The sequence below is a fragment of the Pseudarthrobacter chlorophenolicus A6 genome (genome assembly GCF_000022025.1).
Classification (GTDB): Bacteria; Actinomycetota; Actinomycetes; order Actinomycetales; family Micrococcaceae; genus Arthrobacter; species Arthrobacter chlorophenolicus.
Genome location: NC_011886.1, coordinates 2,131,917 through 2,155,093 on the forward strand (window position 1 = coordinate 2,131,917; position 23,177 = coordinate 2,155,093).

Sequence of the window (23,177 nt, forward strand, 5' to 3'; positions counted from 1 at the left end):
GCGCGCGCCACCGCTTACTTGTGGGCGGACTTGGCCGAACTGCTGATCTGGGTCCACCAGGTCATCGGCTCGGTGACCTTGAACCGGCGGCCGGTGACGGACTCCGGGGTAATCCGGACGAACGCGTCCTTCCGGCCCGCCTGCCAGGGGAAGAGGTAGAGCCGGGACGTGTCCAGGACGTCCTCGGCCCCCTTCACCACTTCCGCGGTTCCCTTGACCACCACGCTCCAGGCGAGGCCGCTCTCCGGATCTACGCCGTCGGCCTCCACCGCCACGGCCGCGTCTCCTGACGCGGCCGACAGCTTGGTGCCCTGGCCCGTGCGGAACACCACCGTGCCGCCGTCCACCGTGTAATTGATGGGGAAGATATCCGGGCGGCCGTCCGAGAGGACGGCCAGCCTGCCCACGGAGACGGTGCGCAGCATGGCCCAGCATTCGTGGTGCTCGAGGTTCTGGACGTCAGGTGATGACTCGTTGCTCATGCCGTGAGCATACGCCTTTCACCAGGGGCTGGGCTTGTAATCCTTGAGGAAGACGCCGTACTGGTCTTCTCCGTTTTCACCCATGACAATGGGGTCGTAGACCCGCGCTGCACCGTCCACCAGGTCCAGCGGAGCGTGGAAGCCCTCCTCCATCAGCCGGACCTTCGTGTAGTGGGGCCGCTCATCGGTGATCCAGCCGGTGTCCACGGCGGTCATCAGGATGCCGTCGGTATCGAGCATCTCCTGCGCGCTGGTCCTGGTCATCATGTTCAGCGCTGCTTTAGCCATGTTGGTGTGCGGGTGGCCGGGGCCCTTGTAGGCCCGGGAGAACTGGCCTTCCATGGCGGAGACATTCACGATGTACTTGCGGTGTGCCGTGGAACGCTGTATGGCACCACGGAGGCGGCTGACCAGCAGGAACGGGGCTGTGACGTTGCAGAGCTGGACTTCAAGCATCTCCAGCGGGTCCACCTCGTCCACCACCTGAGTCCAGCTGTTGATGGTGGCCAGGTCCGGAACCAGGCCGCCGGCGTCGATGGCCGTCCCCGCCGCGATGCGTTCCAGTGAGGCGGAACCGGTGGAGAGTGCCAGTGACGTCACAGCATCCCCGGCGAGGACGGGGTGCTCGGTCACGCTGCCGGCCAGCGCCAGCGGATGCTTGTCATGGGCGTGGCCGAATGTCAGCAGTTCCGGTCCGCCGTTGGCCTGCTCCAGTGCGGCAGGCAGCGGTTCGTCCTCGGCATCCACCAGTGGCTTGTAGGCGTTGCCGGTGCGGCGGACGGTCTGGGCGGCGTTGTTGATGATGATGTCCAGCGGCCCGGCCTCGTTAAGGGAGTCGGTCAGCGCCATGACCTGGGACGGGTCGCGGAGGTCGATGCCCACAATCCGCAGCCGGTGCAGCCACTCGGCGCTGTCCTCCATGGCAGCGAACCGCCGTGCGGCGTCCTTGGGGAACCGGGTGGTGATGGTGGTGTGGGCTCCGTCCCGCAGCAGCCGGAGGGCGATGTACATGCCGATCTTGGCGCGGCCGCCGGTCAGCAGGGCCCTCCGGCCGTTGAGATCGGTCCGTGCATCGCGCTTGCTGTGGCTGAACGCCGCACATTCCGGGCACAGCTGGTGGTAGAAGGCGTCGACCTGGGTGTAGTGCTTCTTGCAGATGTAACAGGGGCGGGACCGGATGAGGTGGCCGGCCACTTCGCCGGTGGCGGAGGTAGCGAGTTTGTTCCCGCGCGTCTCGTCGTCGATCCGGTCCGGGGCGGCCGTGGCCGTCAGGGCAATGACGGCCCGGTCGGCGTCGGCAATCATGTCGCGCTTGGTGACCCTGCGGTGGCGTTTGACCGCTTTGAACATTTTGCCGGTGGCCCGGCGCACCGAGATGTAGTCAGGGTGCTCCTCGTCGTAGACGTGGATGGTGTTCAGGACCTTGAGGCAGGCCTGGATTTCCTCAGGGGTCAGGTCGGGGGAGCTCATTGGGTCAATTTTACAGCGTGCATACAGGCCATCATGACTGAAGGACCGCCGGCGCCGTGCAGGCGCCGCCGGTCCTTCGGCCAGGTGTCAGGGGGGGTGTCAGGAGACGCGCGCCCCGGGGGAAGCTTCGGCAGCGGCAGCGGCGGCGTGGGTCCTGGCCACCTTGTCCACCGATTCGCGCACCTCCGGGTATTGGTCCGCGGCCGCCTTTACGGCGTTGGGGACCAGGTGCAGGTTCTTGGCGGCCAGCTGGCGCTCATGTTCGCCGGGTTCCGGGACTTCCTGGTACTTGGACAGAACGGTGATCCCGGAATCGGTGACCTTGAAGCCGCGGGCCCGGTCCAGCTCCGGGTCCAAACCGATGGCAGCGCCGGCCGGCACCTTGACGTTCTTGTCAATGATGGCCCGGTTGATCACCGCGCCCTCGCCCACCTGTACTTTGTCCATCAGCACGGAGTCGATGACCCGGCTGCTGGTTGCCACGTACACGTCGTTGGAGAGGACGGACCCCTCCACCACGCCGCCGGAGATCACCACGCCGCTTGAGACGATCGAATCCAGGGCGGTGCCCACCGTGTTGTTGAGGCCGCGGACAAACTTGGCGGGCGGGGAAATGCTCTGCCGCGTGTAAATGGGCCATTCGGAGTTGTAGAGGTTGAACACCGGCAGCGGGGAGATGAGGTCCATGTGGGCGTCGTAGAAGGAGTCGATGGTGCCTACGTCGCGCCAGTAGGTGCGGTCGCGTTCGGTGGAACCGGGGATCTCGTTGAGCGTGAAGTCGTAAACGCCCGCCTCGCCCTGGTTGACGAAGTAGGGGATGATGTCGCCGCCCATGTCGTGCTTGGTGTCGAGGCGTTCGGCGTCCACGTGCAGGGCGGCCACCAGGGCGTCGGCGTCGAACACGTAGTTGCCCATGGAGGCGAGGAACTGGGACGGATCCGCTGCGAGCCCGGGAGTGCTGGCCGGCTTCTCCACGAATGCCGCGATCTTCTGCGGATCGTTCTGGTCCACCTCGATGACGCCGAACTGGTCGGCCATGTTCAGTGGCTGGCGGACGGCGGCAACGGTTGCCTTGGCTCCGCTGTGGACGTGCTGCTCCACCATCTGGGCGAAGTCCATGCGGTAGACGTGGTCTGCACCGACCACGACGACGATGTCGGGGTTGGCGTCGTGGATCAGGTTCAGGGACTGGTAGATGGCGTTGGCGCTGCCCAGGAACCAGCTCTTGCCGACGCGCTGCTGGGCGGGGACGGAAGCGACGTAGTTCCCCAGCTGCGTGGACATGCGCCAGGCTTCGGAAATATGCCGGTCGAGGCTATGGGATTTGTACTGCGTGAGGACCACAATTTGCAGGTAGCGCGAATTCACCAGGTTGGAAATCGCAAAATCGATAAGGCGGTAGCTGCCGGCGAAAGGCACCGCGGGCTTCGCCCGGTCTGCCGTCAGTGGCATCAGTCTGTTTCCCTCGCCACCTGCGAGGACAATGGCCAGGACTTTTTTATTCAACGGCATAGTGGTCGCTCCTGTACGCCTTCGTAACTCCCCAAGACAGTCCGGTACGCCCGGACTCCTTCACACTAGAACAGTTATGCGTGAAGGACTACCTTGGGTCTTGTGCGAATAGATATTGTGACTAAAGAGTTCCCGCCGGAAATTTATGGTGGCGCCGGGGTGCACGTCGCCGAACTGAGCAGGGTGCTTAGTAAGCACGTTGACCTGCAGGTTCGTGCTTTTGGTGCTCCCCGCGACGCCGACTATCACGGGGCAGCGGTGACCTCCTACGCTGTGCCGGAGGACCTGGGGTCAGCCAACGCTGCGGTGCAGACGCTGGGCGTGGACCTGAGGATCGTCCCGGACATTGCCGGCGCCGACCTGGTCCATTCGCATACCTGGTACGCCAACATGGCCGGACACCTGGCCTCGCTGCTGCACGGAATTCCGCATGTTTTGAGCGCCCACAGCCTGGAGCCCCTGCGTCCGTGGAAAGCGGAGCAGCTCGGTGGCGGCTATGCCTTGTCCTCCTGGGTGGAGAAGACTGCCTATGAGGCTGCCGCCGCCATCATCGCCGTGTCAGAGGGAATGCGGCAGGACATCCTGCGCAGCTACCCCGACGTCGATCCGGAGAAGGTCCGGGTAGTCCACAACGGGATCGACGTGGAGCTGTGGAAGCGCGACGAAAACGACGACGCCATCCGTGCGCTGGGTATCGATCCGGCCAGGCCGAGCGTCGTCTTTGTGGGAAGAAACACGCGTCAGAAGGGGGTTCCGTACCTCCTTCGGGCGGCTGCGAAGCTTCCTGACGACGTCCAGCTGGTCCTGTGCCTGGGTGCGGCCGACACCCCGGAGCTGGCCGCCGAAACCGCCGCGCTGATCGAAGAGCTGCAGAAACAGCGGACCGGCGTGGTGCTGATCGAGCGGATGTTGCCCCGCCACGAGCTGATCCAGGTCCTGAGCCACGCCACCGCCTTCGCCTGCCCTTCCATTTACGAACCGCTGGGCATCGTCAACCTCGAGGCGATGGCCTGCGGCGCTGCAGTGGTGGCCAGCGCCACGGGTGGCATCCCCGAGGTGGTGGAGCACGGCCGGACCGGGCTGCTGGTGGACCTCGAGCAGGTCACTGACGGTACCGGGACGCCGCTGGATCCGGAGAAGTTTGTCAGTGAATTCGCGGCCGCCCTCACGGAAGTCGTCTCCGATCCGGACCGCGCGAGGGCCATGGGCCAGGCGGGCCGTGAGCGTGCCGAGAAGCATTTCTCGTGGGAGTCCATCACGGAGACCACCCTTGAGGTGTACCGCTCAGTGCTGCCCGCCGGCAGCTGACGTCCCCCCAGCAGTACGACGACGGCGCCGCTCCCCGTGCAAGGGAAGCGGCGCCGTCGTCGTACCAGGACTTTGCCGGGCTTTAGGCCTTGCGGCCACCGGCTTTGCGCGCCAGCAGCACTTTCTCGTCCACGGGGGACTGCCCGCTGGCACGTTGGCTGCGGAAGTAGGCGCGGGCCTCGTCCTGGCGTACCGTTTCGGCCCCTGTGGCAATGGCAGCGCGGACGTGTTCATCGCCGTACCCGAATGCGTCCACCAGGTCCAGTGCATGCGGCCTGATCTTCTCGAGCAGCCTGTTGATATAACCGCCCACGGTACGCGCCCGCTGCATGGAGAGCCTGCCGTTCATCAGGTACCAGGAGAGGTTCTTCTCGATCAGGGAGAGTCCGAAGAGGTCACGCAGCCAGGTCAGGACCTTCTTCGTGCCGGGGTCGGTAACGTCGGCGAGCGCCTCGGTGAAGGCCTCCCACTGCAGCAGTTCGGCGTGGGCCTGCGCAGCGTCGATCAGTTCGTTCTGGTGGCGGTTGAAGAGGGCCGCTCCCTTGTCCTGCGGGAGCCGGTTGCTGCCCTTGAGCGCGGTGGCAGCCTCAGCGACCATGGTCTGCACCCGGTCGGTGAGCAGGGCGCGCTGCCCTTCCTCGTCGCGCAGCGCGATCGCAGCCTTCTGCACGGAGCCGGTGTCGGTGATGAACTGTGCCACCTGGCGCAGGCCGGTCCGGTGGATGGCTGCGCCGGTGGCCTGCCCCACCACGTAGCGGGCCAGAACGCCGAAGTCCACGTTGCGAAACTCCTTGGCATAGTCGGCCAGCAGCCGCTTGGCAACGAGCTGCAGCAGCACGGTGTTATCGCCTTCGAACGTGGCGTAGACGTCAAGGTCCGCCCGGAGCGAGGCAAACCTGTTCTCAATCAGGAACCCGGCGCCGCCGCAGGCTTCCCGGCATTCCTGCAGCGTGTCCAGGGCATGCCAGGTGCTGAGGGGCTTGAGCGCTGCCGCAAGGGTTTCGAGGTCCTGGCGGTCGGCGTCGGTGTCCGCGGCGCCGGAGAAGACGTCGTCGAACTTCTGCAGGAGCTGTTCGTGCGCAAACCCGGCGGCGTAGGTGGTGGCCAGCCTGGTGAACAGGCGGCGCTGGTGCCGCTGGTAGTCCAGCAGCACTTCCTCGTCCGTATGGGAGGAGGCGTTGAACTGCCGGCGTTCGGTGGCGTACTGGATGGCGGCCTTCAACGCCACCTTGGATGCCGCCACGGCTGCTCCGTCCAGGGATACCCGACCCTGGACCAGGGTTCCCAGCATAGTGAAGAAGCGCCGGCCGGGGCTGGCGATGGGGGAGCTGTAGGTGCCGTCGGCGGCGACGTCGCCATAGCGGTTGAGCAGGTTGGTGCGCGGGACCCTGACATTGGTGAAATGCAGCCGTCCGTTGTCGATCCCGTTGAGGCCGCCCTTGATTCCGTCGTCCTCACCGCCAATGCCCGGCAGGAATTCCTTGGTGTCCGGGTCGCGGAGGTCCACGTAGAAGGCATGGACCCCGTGGTTGACGCCCTGCGTCACCAGCTGGGCGAACACCACTGCGCCGAGTCCGTCCGTTGCCGCGTTTCCGATGTAGTCCTTCCAGGCAGCGCGGAAGGGCGTGTGAATAATGAACTCTTCGGAGGCGGGCTCATAGGTTGCAGTGGTGGCAATACTTGCCACATCCGAGCCGTGGCCGGTCTCGGTCATGGCGAAGCAGCCGGGAATTTCAAGGCTCATGATTCCGGGCAGCCACTTTGCATGGTGCTCTGCCGTGCCAAGGTGCATGACGGCTGAGCCGAACAGCCCCCACTGGACCCCGGCCTTGATCTGCAGGGACGGATCCGCCACCACCAGCTCCTCGAAGCCGGCAATGTTTCCGCCGTGGTCGTCGGAGCCGCCCAGCTCGGCGGGGAAAGCGCGGTGGACCGCTCCGTTGTCAACGAGGAACTTCAATTGCCCGAAGACCCTGGCACGGTGGTCCGTGTGGGTCTGGCCCTCGACTTTATGCAGTTCAGGGCGGGCGGCGAGGTCCCGCGCCTGGCGGCGGACATCTGCCCATTTGCCAAGGAGTTGCCTGCCCAGCGCTTCGGAGTCGACGCCCGGCTGGGTCCGGTCTGTGGGGGCAGGGAGCCGGGAAGGGCCGGAACCCTTGGCGGCGGGGCGGTCCACTACTTCAGTCATGTCAATGTCCTTCGTTGGTGCTGACAGGTTGCTTGGTGGTGCTGGGAGTAGACAGTTCGGGTGCGATGCCGACGCAGAGCCAGTCGGTGATCTGGCGGGCCATGGCGTCCTGCTCCGGTTTGGCGGCGGAGCCGGGGGTGCTGAGCCACTGTTCGCCGGCATTCCGCACCAGCCCGATGGCAGCCTTGGGCCAGAACCCGATGACCGCTTCCTTCCCGTCACCCAGGTGGGAGCGCATGGGGGTGGCGATCATCTCGGCCACTGCGTCGAAGAAGTGCCCCAGGGCCCCGGAGACGGCCGCTGCCCCGGATGCTTCGGCGTGGCGCGTGACGAAGGTGTAGACGTTTGGGCTGGTGGAGGCCATCTGCAGGTAGGCGGAGACCATCGCGAACAACCCTTCCCGCGGCGTCACAGCACTCTGTGCGGCCTCACGGATACGGCGCTGCATCTGGTCCAGGACCACCTCGCCCACCGCCTGCTGCAGCCCGGCCTTGTCGCCAAAGTAGCGGTAGAACACCGACTTGGACGTACCCGCGGCTGCGGCGATGTCCTCCATGGAGGCGTCGCTGCCAAGTGCATGAACCGCGCGCCGGGCCTGCTTGATCAGCTGCCGCCGGCGCTCTTCGCGGTGGGACTCCCAGCGGGACGACCTGCCGTCCGGACTGGCGGCAGGGGAGTGCCCGTCAGTGAGTGCTTCAGTTTGTACTCCGGGGATGTTCACGATACCCAGCGTATCAGGTACGCTGGGTATCGGTAACCGCATGCGACCAGAGGAGACACCCATGTCCATCGACGGACAGTCAGCCGCCGGCCCCGACCAGTCAGCCCACCCAACCGCGGGGGCTATTACGCTCCGCCGGGCAGTCATTGTGGGCGGCAACAGGATTCCCTTCGCCCGTGCCGGGGGTGCCTACGCAAAATCCTCCAATCAGGACATGCTCACGGCAGCCCTGGACGGACTTATTGCCCGCTTCGGCCTCCAGGACGAACGCCTGGGAGAAGTGGCAGCCGGCGCGGTGCTCAAGCATTCGCGTGACTTCAACCTGACCCGCGAAGCGGTCCTCGGCTCGGCATTGTCTGCCGAAACACCGGCCTACGACCTCCAGCAGGCCTGCGCCACAGGCCTGGAGACCGTGGTGGGCCTGTCCAACAAGATCAAGCTCGGCCAGATTGACTCTGCCATCGCCGGAGGGGTCGACTCCGCCTCGGACGCCCCCGTGGTGGTCAGCGAAGGCCTCAGGGAGGTCATCCTTGACCTCAACCGGGCAAAGACACTGCCGCAACGGCTGCAGATCCTCAGCCGCCTGCGTCCCAAGGACCTTGCTCCGCTGGCCCCGGGTACTGCAGAACCGCGCACCGGCCTGTCCATGGGGGAACACCAGGCCCTGACGACCGCACAATGGAAGGTCTCCCGCGAAGCCCAGGATGAGCTTGCCCTCAACAGCCACCGCAACCTTGCCGCCGCATACGGGGCCGGGTTCTTTGACGACCTGATCACCCCCTACCGGGGCCTGTCCCGTGACGGCAACATGCGCGCCGATACGTCGGCCGAGAAGCTCGCATCGCTGAAGCCTGTCTTCGGCAGGAACCTTGGCGCCGACGCCACCATGACCGCCGGAAACTCAACGCCGCTGACAGATGGCGCCTCAACGGTCCTGCTGGCCTCGGACGAATGGGCAGATGCACGCGACCTGCCGAAGCTGGCTGCCGTGGTGGATGCAGAGGCTGCAGCAGTGGACTTCGTCCATGGCAAGGACGGGCTTCTGATGGCTCCGGTCTTCGCCGTTCCCCGGCTGCTGGCCCGCCACAACCTGACCTTGGCGGACATCGACTACTTCGAGATCCACGAGGCCTTCGCGGCCACTGTATTGAGCACGCTTGCTGCGTGGGAGGACGAGGACTTCGGCCGCACCCGGCTGGGCCTGGACGGTGCACTCGGCAAGGTGGACCGCGCACGTCTGAACGTGAACGGCTCGTCACTCGCCGCGGGGCACCCCTTCGCGGCCACCGGCGGACGCATCGTGGCTTCGCTGGCCAAGCTGCTGCACGCCAAGGGCAGCACGGATGGGCGACCCGCCCGCGGCCTGGTATCGGTGTGCGCTGCAGGCGGCCAGGGCGTCGTCGCAATCCTGGAATCGGTGTAGGAGGCGGGCATGGCAGATAAATACACGGAACTGGTCAGCCAGGGGCTCGGGAAAAACGTCGCCAAGAGGCTGGGGCTGCCCCAGCCGGCGCTGCTGCGCCGGTACCGCCCGGGTCAGCCGCTGATACCGGGGCCGGTTGTCATCCAAGGCGATTCCGCGGCGGCCGACAAACTCGGCGCTGAGCTGCTGTCCTGGGACCTGGACATCCGCAGGCACGCAGTTCCGGGTGAGAAACTCGGGGCCATCATCCTGGTGCTGGATGAGGTGGAGCGGCCGGAGGATCTCGGCAGGACAGTCCTGAGCGCAGCAGCCTCCCTCCGGGACCTCGCGCCAAGCGGCAGGGTCCTCACGGTGTCGCGGCCAGCCGCGGAAGCCGGTTCGCCTGCGGCTGCAGCTGCCCGGCAGGGCATTGACGGGCTCCTGCGGTCCCTGGCCAAGGAGCTGCGTGCCGGCGCAACTGGAAACGGCATCCTCCTGGCGGAGGGCGTGGACATTACGAGCCCCAGCGCCCTGGGTGCGGTTCGCTTCTTCCTCTCCGGGCGGTCAGCGTTCGTGGACGGCCAGTTCCTGAAGATTTCCGACGCCGGTGGCGCGCTGCCCCAGGACGCTGACACTCCGCTGGCAGGAAAGATCGCCGTCGTCACCGGCGCGGCCCGCGGGATCGGCGCGCAGATCGCCCGAACCCTGCACCGGGACGGCGCCACGCTGGTAGTGGTGGACCTCCCTGCAGCCGGGGACCACCTGGCGGCCGTGGCCAACGAGGTCAAGGGAACAGCCCTGCAGCTGGACATCACCCGTGCAGACGCCGGGCAAAGGATCATCGACCATGCCGTCCAACGCCATGGCCGGCTCGACATCGTCATCCACAACGCCGGCATCACCCGCGACAAACTCCTTGCCAATATGGATCCCGCCCGCTGGGACTCGGTGATCAACATCAACATCGCTGCCCAGCTTCGGATCAATGAGGCCCTCCTCGCCTCGGAGCACTTCAACCAGTCACCGCGCATAGTCACTGTTGCCTCCACCAGCGGAATCGCCGGAAACAGGGGGCAGACCAACTACGCGGCCTCCAAGGGAGGGGTCATGGGCATGGTTAGGGCAACAGCGCCCCTGCTGGCGGGAGCCGGCGGCACCATCAACGCCGTGGCACCGGGGTTCATCGAAACAGAGATGACTGCACGGATCCCGCTGGCGCTCCGGGAAACAGCAAGGCGCCTTAACTCGCTCAAACAGGGTGGCCAGCCGGCGGACGTGGCCGAAACCATCGCATTCCTCGCCAGTGACTCCGCCGGCGGCATCAGCGGTGAAGTACTCCGGGTATGCGGACAGAACCTGGTAGGCGCGTAATGGCGGTGCAGCCCCTCATCCTGGGGGAGATGCCCTCACTGTCGAAGTTGTACATCAACGCCGCGGCGCAGGCAGCACGGCGGCGCCTGCTCGGGACAGGCGATTCCGCCCACCTTCCTGGGGAAAGTCACGAGGTGCGGGGCGTCACGGTGGACGTCGCCAACCTCACGGCCTACCAGCACCTGTTGGGAGAGACCGCCAGCGATGTGCTGCCCGCGGGTTTCGTCCATGCGTTGGCGTTTCCGCTGGCCATGAGCGTGATGAACCGGGACGACTTTCCGCTTCCCCTGCTGGGCATGATCCACCTGGGCAACCGGGTGGAACAACGCGTGCCGCTGCTCTTCACGGAGGCCCTCGACATCACGGCGCGGGTAGAGAACCTGCGGGGGCACCGGTCCGGTACGCAAGTGGACGTTGTGGCGGAAGTCCGCAAATCCGGCAGCAATGCCGTTTGCTGGCTGGGAGTTTCCACGTACCTGGCGAAGGGGATCTTCCTGCCGGGGATCGACAAACCCTCGACACATCACGGCAAGCCCGAATTCCGTGCGCCCGATCCGACAGCACTCTGGCAGTTGGGTGTGGACGCAGGGCGGGCCTACGCCGCCGTTTCCGGTGACTTCAACCCCATCCACCTCAGTGTGCTGTCTGCGAAGGCGTTGGGCATGCGCCGGTCGATAGCACACGGTATGTACCTGGCTTCCAGGGCGCTCGCCGACGTCGGCCCTGCCCGCGGTGATTCCTTCGTCTGGGAGGTGGGGTTCGATGCGCCAGTGTTTCTGCCGGCATGGGTTGCCCTGGACATTGCCACTGAACAGGACGGCGCAGGCGGCTGGCACCGTTCGGATTTCGTTGCCTGGAACCCTAGGTCCGGGCGGCGCCACTTCAGCGGTTCAGTTGCGGCTCTTGAAGGCACGGCCGCCGGTTCCTGTGACGACGGGTCCGTCAAGGAATCCAACGGCCCCGCCGAAACCGGCGGTTCCGGGCTGGTGAAGGAAGAACGGGTCTAGGAACGTTTGCTAGTCAGCCGGACGGACGGCACGAAGAATGCGGTGCAGGCTGAGCAAGAGCGATTCCGAAGCATGAACCTTACCCTCATCGGTTTCCCGCTCGGAGGTGACAGACATGCAGGTGTCCAGTGCCGCCTTCGCTGTGTCAAAGCGATCCCGGTGTCCCTGGTCGTCATCGTCGCCGAAGGATGTCAGCAGGTCTCCGGAAGCCTTCATTGCCGCCGACAGGGACTCGTTGTCTTCCAGCGGCACGTCATAGGGAGCGTCGCTCTCCCAGATGACGTCGCTCAGGACATCGGTCATGTCCTGGATGTGGAATGTCACCCGCTCCAATTCGCGCAGGTGCTTGTAATCTTCATCCAGGTCGCGGGGGTGCAGGCGCCGCCGCGGATTTCCGCGGCGGCTGGCGTCTGCTTCCTGGACAAGGTGCCGTACGGTGCGGGTGGCCTCTGCCAGCTCATCGGACCGGCGGGACCACTCGGCATGTTCGGGTGGCCACTCCTCCCGGAGCGCCTTACCCATGTCGGTCAGTTGCATGCCGAGTGCCCGGCGGAGTTCATCCAGGCTGGCTGCAGCGGCGTTGAAGTGCAGCGGCGGAAAAATCAGGAAGTTGACGCCAATGCCCACGGCGACACCTACCCCCATTTGGACGAGGTAGCCGAAGGAGAAGCCATCGGGGTCGCTGTTTCCCACCAGCAGGACAAGGAGCGCCGCCGTCGGAATCCAGTCGCTGCCGGATCCAATGCCGGGCAGTCCACCCAGGAGAACGCCGATGCCCATGAAGATTGCCACCGTCAGGGGAGAGGGGTCGGTGTAGGACACCAGGAGGAACGCCAGGCCGATGCCGACGGCGAGTCCGGCCAGTGCCTGCGCACCCTGCCGGACCGAACCGACAACGTTGTGGTACATCGCCACCAGGGCGCCCAGGGGAGCGTAGTACGGGTAGTTGGCGGCAGCGCCTGGCATCAGGGGCGCGATCAGGAACGCAAGCCCTGCCGCGACGGCTGCTTTTGTGGCCAGCTGCAGCCGCTGGGCGGCGAAGGCTGCTGACAGCCCCGTGACGGCCCGCTTAAAGATCTCGGTGCCCTGGCCCCATATGACTTGCGTTCTGGCTTGCGGGGTGCTCATCCGCCCAACCTTAGGGTGGTTTGACCCTCAACCCCAAAAGGCGCAGGTCAGCGGGCCGGACGGTTTGGGGGCACTACGCCAGCGCGGCCGCCGAGCGCCGTACTGCGGCCGCCAGCCGGTGGGCCCGGCCTGGCGTCCGCCCGTCCTCGGCCCGCCGCGGAACATAACCGAAACCGAGGGCGTATGCGGGGTCGGCAAAGCCAAGGGCGGCGTTGGCGCCCTCATGGCCGAAGGCCCGGTGGCTGCCAAAGTTGCGGGATGGATGCGGCTTCATGAAAACCACGGCGAAGGCGTTGTCCAGGCCTGAAGAACGGTCCAGTCCCCAGACCTGTTCGGCCGACATCCGGGTGACTGTGTCCTCGCCAAGGAACGGTTCTGCGCCGTCCACGCCAGTGGTGGCCGCAGCGTACAGGCGGGCAAGGCCGTCTGCCGAGCCCACTCCTCCTGCGGCTGACATTCCGGCTGCCCGGACGGCCCTGATGTTCGGGAGTTCCATGATGGTGCTGACCGGTGAGTTCGAGTTGAGCCCGTCCAGGCTCAGGGGATCGAGCCACGGCTGGTCCGGTTCTGTGGCGTACAGGACATCCCTGTAGCGGTGTTCCTCTTCCTCCGGAAGACCCAGGAAGAAATCCACCCCGTTGGGGATCCGGATCCGCCGGTTGTAGAGGTCCTGCAACGACTCTCCCGATGTGCGCCGGCAAAGCTCCTCCATCAGGATGCCTATGGTGAGTGCGTGGTAGCCGAACTGCCGTCCCGGTTGCCACAGGGGCCGGGCTGAGGCCAGCCTGGCCGCAGCCGCGGCCGTTGTGATCTCGGACAACCCGAAGCCACCCTCGATCCCTGGCAGCCCCGCCTGGTGCGACAGGGCCTCACGTACCAGCAAACGGTCCTTGCCGTGCACCCCAAACTCCGGCCAGTAGAAGGCCACGGGCCGGTCGAGGTCAAGGACGTTCTCCTGCACCAGGAGTGCAATCACCATGGCGGCAACGCCCTTGGAACATGAGTAAGCCCCGGTGACGGTATCCGCGGCCATGTCCGGGCCCCCGGCCAGTCCCACCACCTGCACTCCGCCGTGGTACGCCGAGACCTGCGCGCTGTAAGCCGGATCTTCGGCCAGGAAGGACTCGAACAGGTCGAGGACATTTTCGAATCCGGCGGCTACCGCGCCGTGGGAGATCTGCATTCCCACATTGTAAGGGAAACCGCTTTCCGCTTAGCGGACCGCTCCGTGCCCCAACGCTACTTCCTCGCCCTTCCTGACGGGCCCCGGTGGCATTCCGTCGCCGAAAGGCCGCCCGCCGAGTGCTTCGCGGCCGTGCCTTTCGAGCCACCCGGAGAGGTCCGGCCCCGCGGGGACGATGCCGGTGGGATTGATGTCTTCGTGAACGATGTAATAGTGCTGTTTGATCTGAACGAAGTCTGTGGTGTCGCCGAAACCGGGAGTCTGGAAGAGGTCGCGGGCATAAGCCCACAGGGCCGGCATTTCGCTGAGTTTTTGCCGGTTGCACTTGAAGTGGCCGTGGTAGACGGCGTCAAAGCGGGCCAGCGTGGTGAACAGGCGGACATCCGCCTCGGTGATGGTGTCTCCCACCAGGTACCGCTGTCCGGCCAGGCGGTCCTCCAGCCAGTCCATGGCTGTCCAGAGCCGGTCATAGGCGGCCTGGTACGCGTCCTGGGATCCTGCAAACCCGCAGCGGTACACGCCGTTGTTCACTTCGGTGAAGACCCGCTTGTTCACTTCATCGATTTCATCCCGAAACCGTTCCGGATAGAGGTCCGGGGCGCCCGGCCGGTGGAACGCAGTCCACTCCGTGGAGAAGTCCAGTGTGATCTGGGGAAAGTTGTTGGTCACCACAGCGCCGGTGGGCACGTCCACCAAGGCAGGAACGGTGATGCCCCGCGGGTAGTCAGGGAAACGCTTGAAGTAGGCCTCCTGCAACCTCTCGATGCCCAGGACCGGATCCTTTCCGCCCGGATCAAGGTCGAACGTCCAGGACCGGGAGTCATGCGTCGGGCCGGGCTGTCCCAGGGAGATTGCTTCCTCGAGGCCAAGCAGCCTACGGACGATTACTGTCCGGTTGGCCCAGGGGCACGCCCGTGCTGCCACCAGACGGTAGCGTCCCGCCTCGGCGGGCCAGCCTGGCTCGCCGTGGTCCCCGGGCCTGCCATCCCGGGTCACCCGGTCCTCGATGTAGTTGGTGTCCCGCGTAAACTCCTGGCCGCCGGTAACGTAGGCGCCCCGGGTGCTGTGCTCCCCGGTTCCGCCGGCCGTCTGGGTGCTCTCCGTGTCGTGGCTCATCTGCCCAGCCTATGCGCCAGCGGACAGGACTGCGGTGACGGGCTGCAGGGCGACGACCCACGAGCCGGCCACGATGGCTGAGAAAAGGACAATCCATACGCCGGAGGGAACATGGGTGGCCCTGTACAGCAGGTAGGCGTCGGAGGTGGCAAGCTGGCTCCGCCTGCGAAGGTGTACGTTGGCCAGTTTGACGAGGTCCCTCACCGCCCCCACCAGCAAGGCCAGTCCAAGGATCACGGCGACGTGCCCGGTAAATTCCCTGGGCACAGCGAGGATCACGGCCAGTGCTCCGCCAATCACTGCCAGCGTGATGAGGAATCCGGCCAGGTTGCGCAGGAACACCAGCGTAGTTGCAAGGGCGAGGCCTCCAGCGGCGATGGCAGCCGGCCCCCAGCCGCTGAACCCGCACACCACAAACGCAGCGCCGGCCACCGCCGGAACAGGGTATCCCCAGAAACATGACCACACAGTGGCGAGCCTGCTGCGGCTGTAGGTGATGGTGGAGCCGGAATGGTCTAGGCGCAAATGGATACCGGAGAGTCGCTGTCCGCTGGTCACAGCAGCAAAAGCATGGCCGAGCTCATGCGTGGCCGTGGTCAGGAGTCCAAAGTACTTCCAGGAGCGCCGCGGTACGGACAGTGCAGTGGCAACGAGCAGCGCCAGCACAAGTTCGGTCAGGGTGACGAGGGGCGGCTCCGTGTGTGTGAACGACGCCAGCAGGACCTGCCACAGGTCGGCGGTCCCGTTCATCCGGGCGTGCCACGTCTCATCAAGGTGCCGTCCATGGCTGCAACGCTACCGGGCCGAGCTGGACGTCCGCTTAAAGCCGGAAGGCACGCCGGGTGGCGTGCCTTCCGTTGCGGCCGGATCCGGGAGGATCCGAAGGGTTCCTGGTGCTTAGCCTTCGCACTCGGTGCAGTAGCTGTGACCATCCTTCTGGCGGGCTATCTGGGACCGGTGACGGACCAGGAAGCAGGAGTAGCAGGTGAATTCGTCGTCAGCCTGCGGAATGACCTGCACCACGAGCTCTTCGGCAACGAATTCGCCGCCCGGTACGCCCGCGCTGTCGAGCCCGTCTGCCTCGTCCAGCTCGAGGACGACACTTCGCGCATCGGGAGCATTCGCTGACTGTAGCTGCTCGAGCGAGTTGTCCTGCGACTCCTTGACGTCGGAGCGCAGTTCATCATAATCGGTTGCCAATTTAGGTGCTTCTCTTTTCTTTGGTTGGCCTGTCGCGTATGAAACGTACAGCATCAAGGGGGTATTCCCCAAGAGAGGGAGTATATTTGCCGCCGCCTGGGTACAGGTTCCATGACGCGGCCGGCCCATCACCACTGGATGGTTTCCGTGCCGGAAGCGGCGGGCGCAACAGCAGTTGCACGTCCAAAGAATCCGAAAGGACGCACGTGGAACTACTCACTGCAGGGTTTGGCGGTGCCGCCCAGGTAGCGACTGGCGTTGGGCCCGTCCTGGAGAAATTCGACGGCATCATGCGGATCGCCGTCCTCCGCGGCGGCGGCCTGGGTGATCTGATCTTCGCCATTCCCGCGATGGCAGCCCTGAAAGCGGCCTATCCGGAGGCGGCCCTGACGCTCCTCGGCACCCCCGTTCACCAAGCGCTGTTGGCTGCCGTCGAAAGTCCGGTTGACGATTTCTGCCTGTTGCCGTTTGCGGAAGGCGTCCGGCCCGGTGTTGAAGATCACTCGGAACTGGAAAGCTTTTTCGACCGGCAGCGATCGCGACCGTTTGATCTCGCCGTGCAGCTTCATGGCGGTGGACGGTACTCAAACCCTTTCCTGCTCCGCCTGGGCGCACGGCACACGGTGGGCACCCAGACGGCGGATGCCGCAGGCCTGGAGCGGACCGTTCCCTATATCTACTACCAGCATGAACCACTGCGTGCCCTGGAAGTGGCAGGGTTCGCCGGCGCCGGGCCCGTTGACCTTGAAGCGAGGCTTGTCCCCGCGGCTGGGGTGCGCGGGAGTCGTCCGGCAACCAACGACGACGGCGCGCGGCCCCTCGTGGTGATCCACCCGGGCGCAACCGACCCCCGCCGTCGTTGGCCCGTTGAGCGCTTTGCCCAGCTTGCCCGCGCATGCGCCGCGGATGGCTGCCGCGTCCTGGTCATCGGTGACGGCAGCGAACGGGAACTGGCAGAACAGGTGGCCGGGACTGCCGCCTCAACCTCCGTGGAGTCCCTGGCCGGCAAGCTGACGATGGCCGAACTGGTAGGCCTGCTGGCCGACGCCTCCGTGGTGGTGGGGAACGACAGCGGTCCGCGCCATCTTGCCCAGGCTCTCGGTGTGCCTACCGTGGGCGTTTTCTGGGTGGGCAACGTCATCAACGCCGGCGCCCTTGGACGCGCACTGCACCGGGTGCACATGTCCTGGCTCACGGGGTGTCCCACCTGTGGGATCGACATAACGCAGGTGGGCTGGACGGCTCCGCGTTGTGCGCACGACGACTCAATCGTCGCCGGGGTGGAGGTCCGGGAGGTCTATGAGGACGTGCGGAACCTGGTGGCAATTGCCGTGGAAAAGCCAGGCGCATGACCGGGGGAGCGGTGCCCGCGGACGCTGAGGGCAGTGGTAAAGGGGAGAGGCCGGAACTGCTGGTGCTCCGGGCGCTGAAACTCGGCGACCTGCTGGTGGCGGTTCCGGCGTTGAAGGCCATTCGCCGGGCATTCCCGGAGCACCGGCTACGTTATGCGGCCCAAGGGTGGCTGTCCGAGGCCCTGGGCCTGGTGGGTGGGTATGAACTTCTGCCCACGCACGGGCTCGACCAGCCGCTGGCCCTTGGGCCGGGAGTGGTGGATGTGGCAGTGAACCTCCACGGTAACGGCCCGGAAAGTGCCGGCCGGATTGAGGCGCTGAAGGCCCGGCGGACCATTGCCTACCGCGGTGGCAACCTTGAAGGTCCCCCATGGCGGCCAGAACTGCATGAGCGCGATCGCTGGGCCCATCTGCTGTCCTGGCACGGGATCGACGCAGATCCAACAGATCTTCGGCTTGAACGTCCGCGGGTTCCGAATCCTGTTCCGGGAGCAACGGTGGTGCACGTTGGTGCCGCATACGGCAGCCGTCTCTGGCCGGCCGAAAGGTTTGCCGCCGTTGCCGCGGAACTCGCACGGGCCGGTCACCGCGTGGTCTTCACCGGCGGGGAAGGGGAAAAGGATCGCGCCTACGCTGTCTGCCGGTTGGCTGGCCTCACCGCGGATACCGTTCTTGCCGGCAGCTTGGGTTTGGCCGGGTTCGCGGCTGTTATTGCCGGGGCCAGGGTGGTGGTCTCCGCCGACACCGGCGCCGCGCATCTGGCATCGGCCTACGGAACGCCGTCGGTGGTGCTCTTCGGCCCGGCGCCACCGGAAATCTGGGGTCCTCCGCCGGGCCCGCATGTGGTGCTCACACAGGCAGGGCTCCGCCGCGGGGACACCTTCTCCGACGTTCCGGACCCTGCCTTGCTGGCCGTGGAGGTTGACGATGTTATGGCGGCGGTAGCTGGCCTCGGGCTGCTGCCGGCTTGAGCAAAATTTGCGGATAACGCAGGCGCCAGCCGGCGGCGGCGATCCTAAAATGGAGACATGGGCACTGAAATGGGGATTGCCTTGGTGTTACTGACAGCGTTCGCCTGGATGGCCGGGACGCTGGTGATCCTCTCCGCCATTGACCGGCCGGAACGCAAAGCCCGCCGACAGGAGCGGCGTGACACGCGGGCCGGGGAACACAGGTGGAGGGTGGAGTACCGTCCCGTCGCGGCGGGCTCGCGTCCGGAGGGCCGCAGGAGGCATCCCCGGGCCCGTAAGCTGCGTCCGCACTGACGCGCCCTGGGGCTGCGGCGTCAACGCAAGCCAGGGACTCCGCCGGGCGTCATGAAGGAAACACTTCGTAGAAATACGCATGAAGTTTATCCATCGAACGGAATTTTGGACCCTTTTACCCCTACGATGGTCTCGCATCACTCTGTCTACCATTCCGGGGGGAATAAATGAGCTATCCGCAATACCCGAACCAGCAGCAGCAGCAGGCGCCTTCTTACCAGACAGGTGGAGAGCCGCCGTTGTGGGCGCCCTACTACGGAGCCACGCTGCCTATCGCTGTCAAGCGGTTCTTCAAGAAGTACGCCACCTTCTCGGGCCGGGCCAGCCGGAGCGAGTACTGGTGGTGGACACTGGTGGCGTCAGTCGTTGGCATTGTTTTGAACATCATTGCCGGTGCAGGCGGGTCGGCCGGGGCTACCGTCGCTGCGAATGGAACTGCCGTGCCCGGGCCGGGCTTAGTGGTCGGCGGGATCCTTGCACTTCTGTGGTTCCTTGCGGTGATCGTGCCCTCCCTGGCCCTCCTGGTCCGACGGCTCCACGACGTCAACATCAGCGGCTGGCTGGTGCTGATCATCCTTGTGCCGTTCCTGGGTGCACTGGCGCTCTTCGTCATATCAATCCTGCCGTCCAACCCGGCCGGACAGCGGTTCGACCATACCGCGGGCTGATAGCCGCACGGCCTTGGCGAAAAGGGAGCCCGATCATTTGCGATCGGGCTCCCTTTTGCGTCGCAGCCAGCGGCCGGGTTCCGCGACTTCCCGCAGCGGCCTAGGCTGGCGCTGTGGAGTGTGTGGTGGGCGGCGTCCCGGTACATTACATTGCCTTCGGCGACGGAGTCCCTGTCTTGGTTCTGCACGGCGCCGGCGTGGACCATCGGGAGATGGCAGCCGTCTTTGAGCCGATTTTCGACGGGCTGCCTGGCTATCGGAGGATCTACCCCGACCTGCCGGGCATGGGCCGCACGCCGGCGCCCGCAACGCTAGCGGGTGCCGACGATGTGCTCGACCTGCTGCTTGGTTTTGTCGACGCCATGATCGGCCCGGCGCCGTTCCGGCTCATCGGCCACTCCGCGGGTGCCTACTTCGCCGGCGCCCTGGCCGGCAACAGGGCGCGGCAGGTCGCCGGGCTCGCCCTGGTCTGTCCACTGGGAGGGAGCGCCAGGGATGTTCCGGAGCATCAGGTCCTCGTCGCGTCCGTAGATCCATACAGCGTGTTGGGCACCGAAGAGGCTGCATCGTTCGGGGAGTACTTCGTAGTCCAGACACATGCAACGCTGGACCGTTTCCTGGCGGCGGTGGCTCCGTCCCTGGGCCTGGCAGACGAGGCTGCGCTGGAGCGGATTGCGCGGCAGTGGGAGTTCCGCAGCCCCGCTGCTGACAGCCCGGCGTATTCGGGTCCAACGCTCATCCTGGCCGGCCGGCAGGACGCCACAGTGGGCTACGCCGGCGCATGGGACCTCGTTAAGCTCTACCCACGGGCCACTTTCGCCGTTCTTGACCAGGCCGGGCACGCGCTCCCGCATGAGCAGCCGGAACTGCTCGAAGCTTTGGTGACCGAGTGGCTGGCCCGTTCAGCCAGCCAAACATCGGTCCCGCACGGTGCGTAGGCGCCAAAGTCACCGGCCGAGGGCTGCCGCCAGATACGGTGCAGTGCGGCTCCCTGCGGCCTGCGCCACCGCTTCCGGCGAGCCGGTTGCCATGATCCGTCCACCCTGGTCCCCACCGGATGGCCCCAGATCAATGACCCAGTCCGCGGCGGCAACAACCGACATCTCATGTTCGACCACCACCACTGTGTTTCCCGCGTCCACGAGGCTGTGCAGTTGGGCCATCAGGAGCTGGACATCCGCCGGGTGGAGGCCCGTGGTGGGTTCGTCCAGCAGGTAGAGGGTGTGCCCGCGCTGGGCGCGCTGCAGCTCGGTGGCCAGTTTGATGCGCTGGGCCTCGCCGCCGGAGAGTTCGGTGGCGGGTTGTCCCAGCCGAAGGTATCCCAGCCCCACATCCTGCAGGCATCTGAGGCTGCGCGCCGCGGCGGGGACCCCGGACAGGAATTCTGCAGCGAGGTCCACGGTCATGCCCAGGACGTGGGCCACATTCCTGCCGAGGTACTCCACTTCCAGTGTGGCGGGGTTGTAGCGGGATCCTTCGCACTCCGGGCACGGTCCGTAGCTCCCCGGCAGGAAGAGGAGCTCCACTTCCACAAACCCCTCGCCCTGGCAGGTCTCACAACGGCCTCCCGCGACGTTGAACGAGAACCTGCCGGCGCCGAACCCCCTTGCCTTGGCCGCGTCGGTGCCGGCGAACGCTTTGCGGACCGCGTCGAAGAGGCCCGTGTAGGTGGCCAGGTTGGAACGCGGCGTCCGGCCGATCGGTTTCTGGTCCACTGTGACCAGCCGGTCGATGGTGTTGCTCCCACTGACCGCACCGACGTAAAGCGGTTCCCCATGCCCGTCCTGTTCCTCCGCTGTTCTGTCCGCATTGACGGAGGCGGCCACCGCGTCGCCGAGAACGCGGCCAACGAGGGTGGACTTGCCGGAGCCTGACACGCCGGTAACGGCTGTCAGGACCCGAAGAGGAAAGCGGGCGTCCAGCCCCTGGAGGTTGTGCTGCCTGACATCTGCCAGCTCCACCCACCCCGCAGGTTCGCGCGGCTCAGCGTTCCGGGGCGGAGAAGGGGAGGCGGATGGCCCTGGCCCGCCGAAGAGGAACGGGCGGGTCACGGATGCCTCAACCCCGGCCAGTCCTGCCACCGGGCCGCTGTACAGCACTTCGCCGCCACCTTCTCCGGCGCGGGGGCCAACGTCCACCAGCCAATCTGCCCTGCGGACGACGTCCATGTTGTGCTCCACCACGAAGACGGAGTTGCCGGAGGACTTGAGCTGCTCCAGGACTTCCAGCAGCGGCTCCGCGTCGGCAGGATGCAGTCCTGCTGACGGTTCATCGAGCACGTAGATCACTCCGAAAAGCCCGGAGCGGAGCTGGGTGGCGATCCGCAGCCGCTGCATCTCGCCCGGCGAGAGGGTGGGGGTTCCCCGGCCCAACGCCAGGTATCCCAGGCCAAGGTCCAGGAGGACATTGATGCGCTGGAGCAGGTCCCGTGTGATGGTGACAGCCACCTCGTTGGACTCACCGGAACGCTGGGTGCGTGAGGCCGTGCCTGCCTGGGCCAGTTGACTGGTTGGACGGACAATGTCCGCCAGGTCTGCAAGCGGGAGTGCGTTGAACTCCGCAATGGTCTTGCCGGCGAAGGTGACGGCCAGTGCCTCAGGAATCAGCCCGGTGCCGGAACAGCCCCGGCAGGGACCTGACTCCATGAAGGCCAGGACCCGGTCCCGCATGGAGGCGCTTTGCGAGTCGGCCAGGGTATGCAGCACGTAACTCCGGGCACTCCAGAAACGCCCTTTGTACGGCTTGGCAACCCGGTCACGCTGCGGGGTTACTTCCACCACCGGCTGTTCTTCCGTAAAGAGAATCCAATCGCGGTCCTTCTTGGGCAGTTTGCGCCACGGGACGTCAACGTCGTATCCCAGATGGGTCAGGATATCCCGCAGGTTTTTCCCCTGCCACGCGCCGGGCCACGCGGCGATGGCACCGTCCCGGATGGTGAGGGACGGATCGGGGACCAGCGACTGTTCGGAAACCGTGTGGGCAACCCCGAGGCCATGGCATTCCCTGCACGCACCGGCGGCGGTGTTGGGGGAGAAGGAGTCCGAATCGAGCTGGCTGCTGCCCTCGGGGTAGGTGCCCGCCCGGGAAAAGAGCATGCGCACCGAATTGGAAAGCGTGGTGACAGTTCCTACCGTGGAGCGGCTGCTCGCTGTGCCGCGGCGCTGTTGAAGGGCGACGGCGGGCGGCAGCCCGCTGATCAGCTCCACTTTCGGATTGTGGCCCTGCTGGATGAGGCGCCTGGCGTAGGGGGCCACGGATTCGAAGTAGCGACGTTGAGCCTCTGCGTAAATCGTGCCGAAGGCCAGGGACGACTTTCCGGAGCCCGAGACGCCGGTGAACGCCACAATCGCGTCCCGCGGAACGTCCACGCTGACGTTGCGGAGGTTGTTCTCCCGGGCACCGCGGACCCGGACAAAGCCGTCTGACTGGTGCGCAGGGGTGGCCAGCTGGGAATCATCAGTGTGCTGTGCGTTCGGCATTGTTGTGACTCTAGTAGTGAAGCCGCGTGCAGGACTATTTGTCAGCGGCAACCTGACGGCGCCTTTCGACATCTGCCTAGCGGCAAAGGTGACCGAACTCACGGCCTAAGCCGCAGCGTGAACGGGTCGCGCCAAAACCAGGGGCACAAAAAAGCCCCGGAAAATCATTGATTTTCCGGGGCTTTCCCTTGTGCGCGGAGGGGGACTTGAACCCCCACCCCCTTTCGAGGACTAGCACCTCAAGCTAGCGCGTCTGCCATTCCGCCACCCGCGCAGGTGGTAATCCGGGAAGCGTGTCCGTCTTTCAACGTTTCGCGCCTCTCCG

The 23,177-nt window shown here is 65.8% G+C and carries 20 protein-coding genes and 1 tRNA gene; 9 read left to right on the forward strand and 12 right to left on the reverse strand.

Features of this window, described 5'->3' with window-relative positions:
• Positions 1-14: 14 nt before the first annotated feature.
• The 3 genes from ACHL_RS09500 to glgC all read right to left on the reverse strand — a co-directional run bounded on the left by ACHL_RS09500 (position 15) and on the right by glgC (position 3,464).
• Entirely contained in the window at positions 15-482 is a 468-nt protein-coding gene (locus ACHL_RS09500; RefSeq protein ID WP_015937080.1) for a pyridoxamine 5'-phosphate oxidase family protein, read from the reverse strand.
• An 18-nt stretch (positions 483-500) separates the two neighbouring features.
• The gene (locus ACHL_RS09505; protein ID WP_015937081.1) at positions 501-1,952 is read right to left on the reverse strand and encodes an SDR family NAD(P)-dependent oxidoreductase; all 1,452 of its coding nucleotides are present in this window, start codon (positions 1,950-1,952) and stop codon (positions 501-503) included.
• A 99-nt stretch (positions 1,953-2,051) separates the two neighbouring features.
• Positions 2,052-3,464 carry a glucose-1-phosphate adenylyltransferase gene (gene glgC / locus ACHL_RS09510; protein ID WP_015937082.1) on the reverse strand — a complete coding sequence of 471 codons (1,413 nt, stop codon included), beginning with the start codon at positions 3,462-3,464 and terminating at the stop codon, positions 2,052-2,054.
• A 102-nt stretch (positions 3,465-3,566) separates the two neighbouring features.
• Between glgC and glgA the strand changes: the two genes are divergently transcribed.
• On the forward strand, positions 3,567-4,772 hold the full coding sequence (gene glgA, locus ACHL_RS09515) for a glycogen synthase (RefSeq protein ID WP_043793923.1): 1,206 nt from the start codon (positions 3,567-3,569) through the stop codon (positions 4,770-4,772).
• A gap of 82 nt (positions 4,773-4,854) precedes the next feature.
• On the opposite strand, the gene ACHL_RS09520 is transcribed toward glgA, so the two are convergent.
• A complete protein-coding gene (locus ACHL_RS09520; protein ID WP_015937084.1) occupies positions 4,855-6,960 on the reverse strand; it encodes an acyl-CoA dehydrogenase family protein in 2,106 nt (701 codons plus the stop codon).
• Position 6,961: 1 nt separating this feature from the next.
• Positions 6,962-7,723: a TetR/AcrR family transcriptional regulator gene (locus ACHL_RS09525; RefSeq protein WP_015937085.1), complete on the reverse strand. Its 762-nt coding sequence runs from the start codon at positions 7,721-7,723 to the stop codon at positions 6,962-6,964.
• 19 nt (positions 7,724-7,742) lie between these two features.
• Between ACHL_RS09525 and ACHL_RS09530 the strand changes: the two genes are divergently transcribed.
• The 3 genes from ACHL_RS09530 to ACHL_RS09540 are packed head-to-tail and all read left to right on the forward strand — an operon-like array spanning position 7,743 to position 11,461.
• A complete protein-coding gene (locus ACHL_RS09530; protein WP_015937086.1) occupies positions 7,743-9,104 on the forward strand; it encodes an acetyl-CoA C-acetyltransferase in 1,362 nt (453 codons plus the stop codon).
• A 9-nt stretch (positions 9,105-9,113) separates the two neighbouring features.
• Positions 9,114-10,454 carry a 3-oxoacyl-ACP reductase gene (locus tag ACHL_RS09535; RefSeq protein WP_015937087.1) on the forward strand — a complete coding sequence of 447 codons (1,341 nt, stop codon included), beginning with the start codon at positions 9,114-9,116 and terminating at the stop codon, positions 10,452-10,454.
• Positions 10,454-11,461 (forward strand): MaoC/PaaZ C-terminal domain-containing protein, encoded by a 1,008-nt coding sequence (locus ACHL_RS09540; protein WP_015937088.1) that lies wholly within the window; start codon positions 10,454-10,456, stop codon positions 11,459-11,461. Before ACHL_RS09535 ends, ACHL_RS09540 begins: the two co-directional genes overlap by 1 nt.
• 9 nt (positions 11,462-11,470) lie before the next feature.
• Here the strand turns inward: ACHL_RS09540 and ACHL_RS09545 are convergent, their stop codons facing one another.
• From ACHL_RS09545 to ACHL_RS09565, 5 genes are all read right to left on the reverse strand, one after another.
• Positions 11,471-12,589, reverse strand: coding sequence for an FUSC family protein (locus ACHL_RS09545; protein WP_015937089.1), 1,119 nt, complete (start codon positions 12,587-12,589; stop codon positions 11,471-11,473).
• 73 nt (positions 12,590-12,662) lie between these two features.
• Complete coding sequence (locus ACHL_RS09550) at positions 12,663-13,772, reverse strand: EstA family serine hydrolase (RefSeq protein WP_015937090.1); 1,110 nt, start codon at positions 13,770-13,772, stop codon at positions 12,663-12,665.
• A 30-nt stretch (positions 13,773-13,802) separates the two neighbouring features.
• Entirely contained in the window at positions 13,803-14,888 is a 1,086-nt protein-coding gene (locus ACHL_RS09555) for a glutathione S-transferase family protein (protein ID WP_015937091.1), read from the reverse strand.
• Between the two features lie 9 nt (positions 14,889-14,897).
• A complete protein-coding gene (locus tag ACHL_RS09560; protein WP_015937092.1) occupies positions 14,898-15,638 on the reverse strand; it encodes a M50 family metallopeptidase in 741 nt (246 codons plus the stop codon).
• A 147-nt stretch (positions 15,639-15,785) separates the two neighbouring features.
• Entirely contained in the window at positions 15,786-16,088 is a 303-nt protein-coding gene (locus ACHL_RS09565) for a DUF4193 domain-containing protein (protein ID WP_015937093.1), read from the reverse strand.
• Positions 16,089-16,294: 206 nt separating this feature from the next.
• On the opposite strand from ACHL_RS09565, the gene ACHL_RS09570 reads away from it, so the two are divergent.
• The 5 genes from ACHL_RS09570 (at position 16,295) to ACHL_RS09590 (ending at position 20,311) form a co-directional block, all read left to right on the forward strand.
• Positions 16,295-17,440, forward strand: coding sequence for a glycosyltransferase family 9 protein (locus ACHL_RS09570; RefSeq protein ID WP_015937094.1), 1,146 nt, complete (start codon positions 16,295-16,297; stop codon positions 17,438-17,440).
• Positions 17,437-18,411: a glycosyltransferase family 9 protein gene (locus ACHL_RS09575; protein ID WP_015937095.1), complete on the forward strand. Its 975-nt coding sequence runs from the start codon at positions 17,437-17,439 to the stop codon at positions 18,409-18,411. The genes ACHL_RS09570 and ACHL_RS09575 overlap by 4 nt, the downstream gene beginning before the upstream one ends.
• A 57-nt stretch (positions 18,412-18,468) precedes the next feature.
• Positions 18,469-18,705, forward strand: coding sequence for a hypothetical protein (locus tag ACHL_RS09580; RefSeq protein WP_015937096.1), 237 nt, complete (start codon positions 18,469-18,471; stop codon positions 18,703-18,705).
• A 167-nt stretch (positions 18,706-18,872) separates the two neighbouring features.
• Positions 18,873-19,373: a DUF805 domain-containing protein gene (locus ACHL_RS09585; RefSeq protein ID WP_015937097.1), complete on the forward strand. Its 501-nt coding sequence runs from the start codon at positions 18,873-18,875 to the stop codon at positions 19,371-19,373.
• 125 nt (positions 19,374-19,498) lie between these two features.
• Positions 19,499-20,311 carry an alpha/beta fold hydrolase gene (locus ACHL_RS09590; RefSeq protein ID WP_015937098.1) on the forward strand — a complete coding sequence of 271 codons (813 nt, stop codon included), beginning with the start codon at positions 19,499-19,501 and terminating at the stop codon, positions 20,309-20,311.
• A gap of 9 nt (positions 20,312-20,320) precedes the next feature.
• Here the strand turns inward: ACHL_RS09590 and ACHL_RS09595 are convergent, their stop codons facing one another.
• A complete protein-coding gene (locus tag ACHL_RS09595) occupies positions 20,321-22,852 on the reverse strand; it encodes an excinuclease ABC subunit UvrA (protein ID WP_015937099.1) in 2,532 nt (843 codons plus the stop codon).
• Positions 22,853-23,043: 191 nt separating this feature from the next.
• Positions 23,044-23,126: transfer RNA gene (locus ACHL_RS09600), tRNA-Leu, on the reverse strand.
• Positions 23,127-23,177: the final 51 nt, after the last annotated feature.

Bases quoted from the DNA above. Each gene is read 5' to 3' on its own strand.
- ACHL_RS09545 (WP_015937089.1), bottom strand. From the start codon at position 12,589: ATGAGCACCCCGCAAGCCAGAACGCAAGTCATATGGGGCCAGGGCACC.
- ACHL_RS09540 (WP_015937088.1), top strand. From the start codon at position 10,454: ATGGCGGTGCAGCCCCTCATCCTGGGGGAGATGCCCTCACTGTCGAAG.
- ACHL_RS09560 (WP_015937092.1), bottom strand. From the start codon at position 15,638: ATGAACGGGACCGCCGACCTGTGGCAGGTCCTGCTGGCGTCGTTCACA.
- ACHL_RS09520 (WP_015937084.1), bottom strand. From the start codon at position 6,960: ATGACTGAAGTAGTGGACCGCCCCGCCGCCAAGGGTTCCGGCCCTTCC.
- ACHL_RS09595 (WP_015937099.1), bottom strand. From the start codon at position 22,852: ATGCCGAACGCACAGCACACTGATGATTCCCAGCTGGCCACCCCTGCG.
- ACHL_RS09525 (WP_015937085.1), bottom strand. From the start codon at position 7,723: ATGCGGTTACCGATACCCAGCGTACCTGATACGCTGGGTATCGTGAAC.
- glgC (WP_015937082.1), bottom strand. From the start codon at position 3,464: ATGCCGTTGAATAAAAAAGTCCTGGCCATTGTCCTCGCAGGTGGCGAG.
- ACHL_RS09575 (WP_015937095.1), top strand. From the start codon at position 17,437: ATGACCGGGGGAGCGGTGCCCGCGGACGCTGAGGGCAGTGGTAAAGGG.
- ACHL_RS09505 (WP_015937081.1), bottom strand. From the start codon at position 1,952: ATGAGCTCCCCCGACCTGACCCCTGAGGAAATCCAGGCCTGCCTCAAG.
- ACHL_RS09585 (WP_015937097.1), top strand. From the start codon at position 18,873: ATGAGCTATCCGCAATACCCGAACCAGCAGCAGCAGCAGGCGCCTTCT.
- ACHL_RS09500 (WP_015937080.1), bottom strand. From the start codon at position 482: ATGAGCAACGAGTCATCACCTGACGTCCAGAACCTCGAGCACCACGAA.
- ACHL_RS09550 (WP_015937090.1), bottom strand. From the start codon at position 13,772: ATGCAGATCTCCCACGGCGCGGTAGCCGCCGGATTCGAAAATGTCCTC.
- ACHL_RS09535 (WP_015937087.1), top strand. From the start codon at position 9,114: ATGGCAGATAAATACACGGAACTGGTCAGCCAGGGGCTCGGGAAAAAC.
- ACHL_RS09580 (WP_015937096.1), top strand. From the start codon at position 18,469: ATGGGCACTGAAATGGGGATTGCCTTGGTGTTACTGACAGCGTTCGCC.
- ACHL_RS09530 (WP_015937086.1), top strand. From the start codon at position 7,743: ATGTCCATCGACGGACAGTCAGCCGCCGGCCCCGACCAGTCAGCCCAC.
- ACHL_RS09555 (WP_015937091.1), bottom strand. From the start codon at position 14,888: ATGAGCCACGACACGGAGAGCACCCAGACGGCCGGCGGAACCGGGGAG.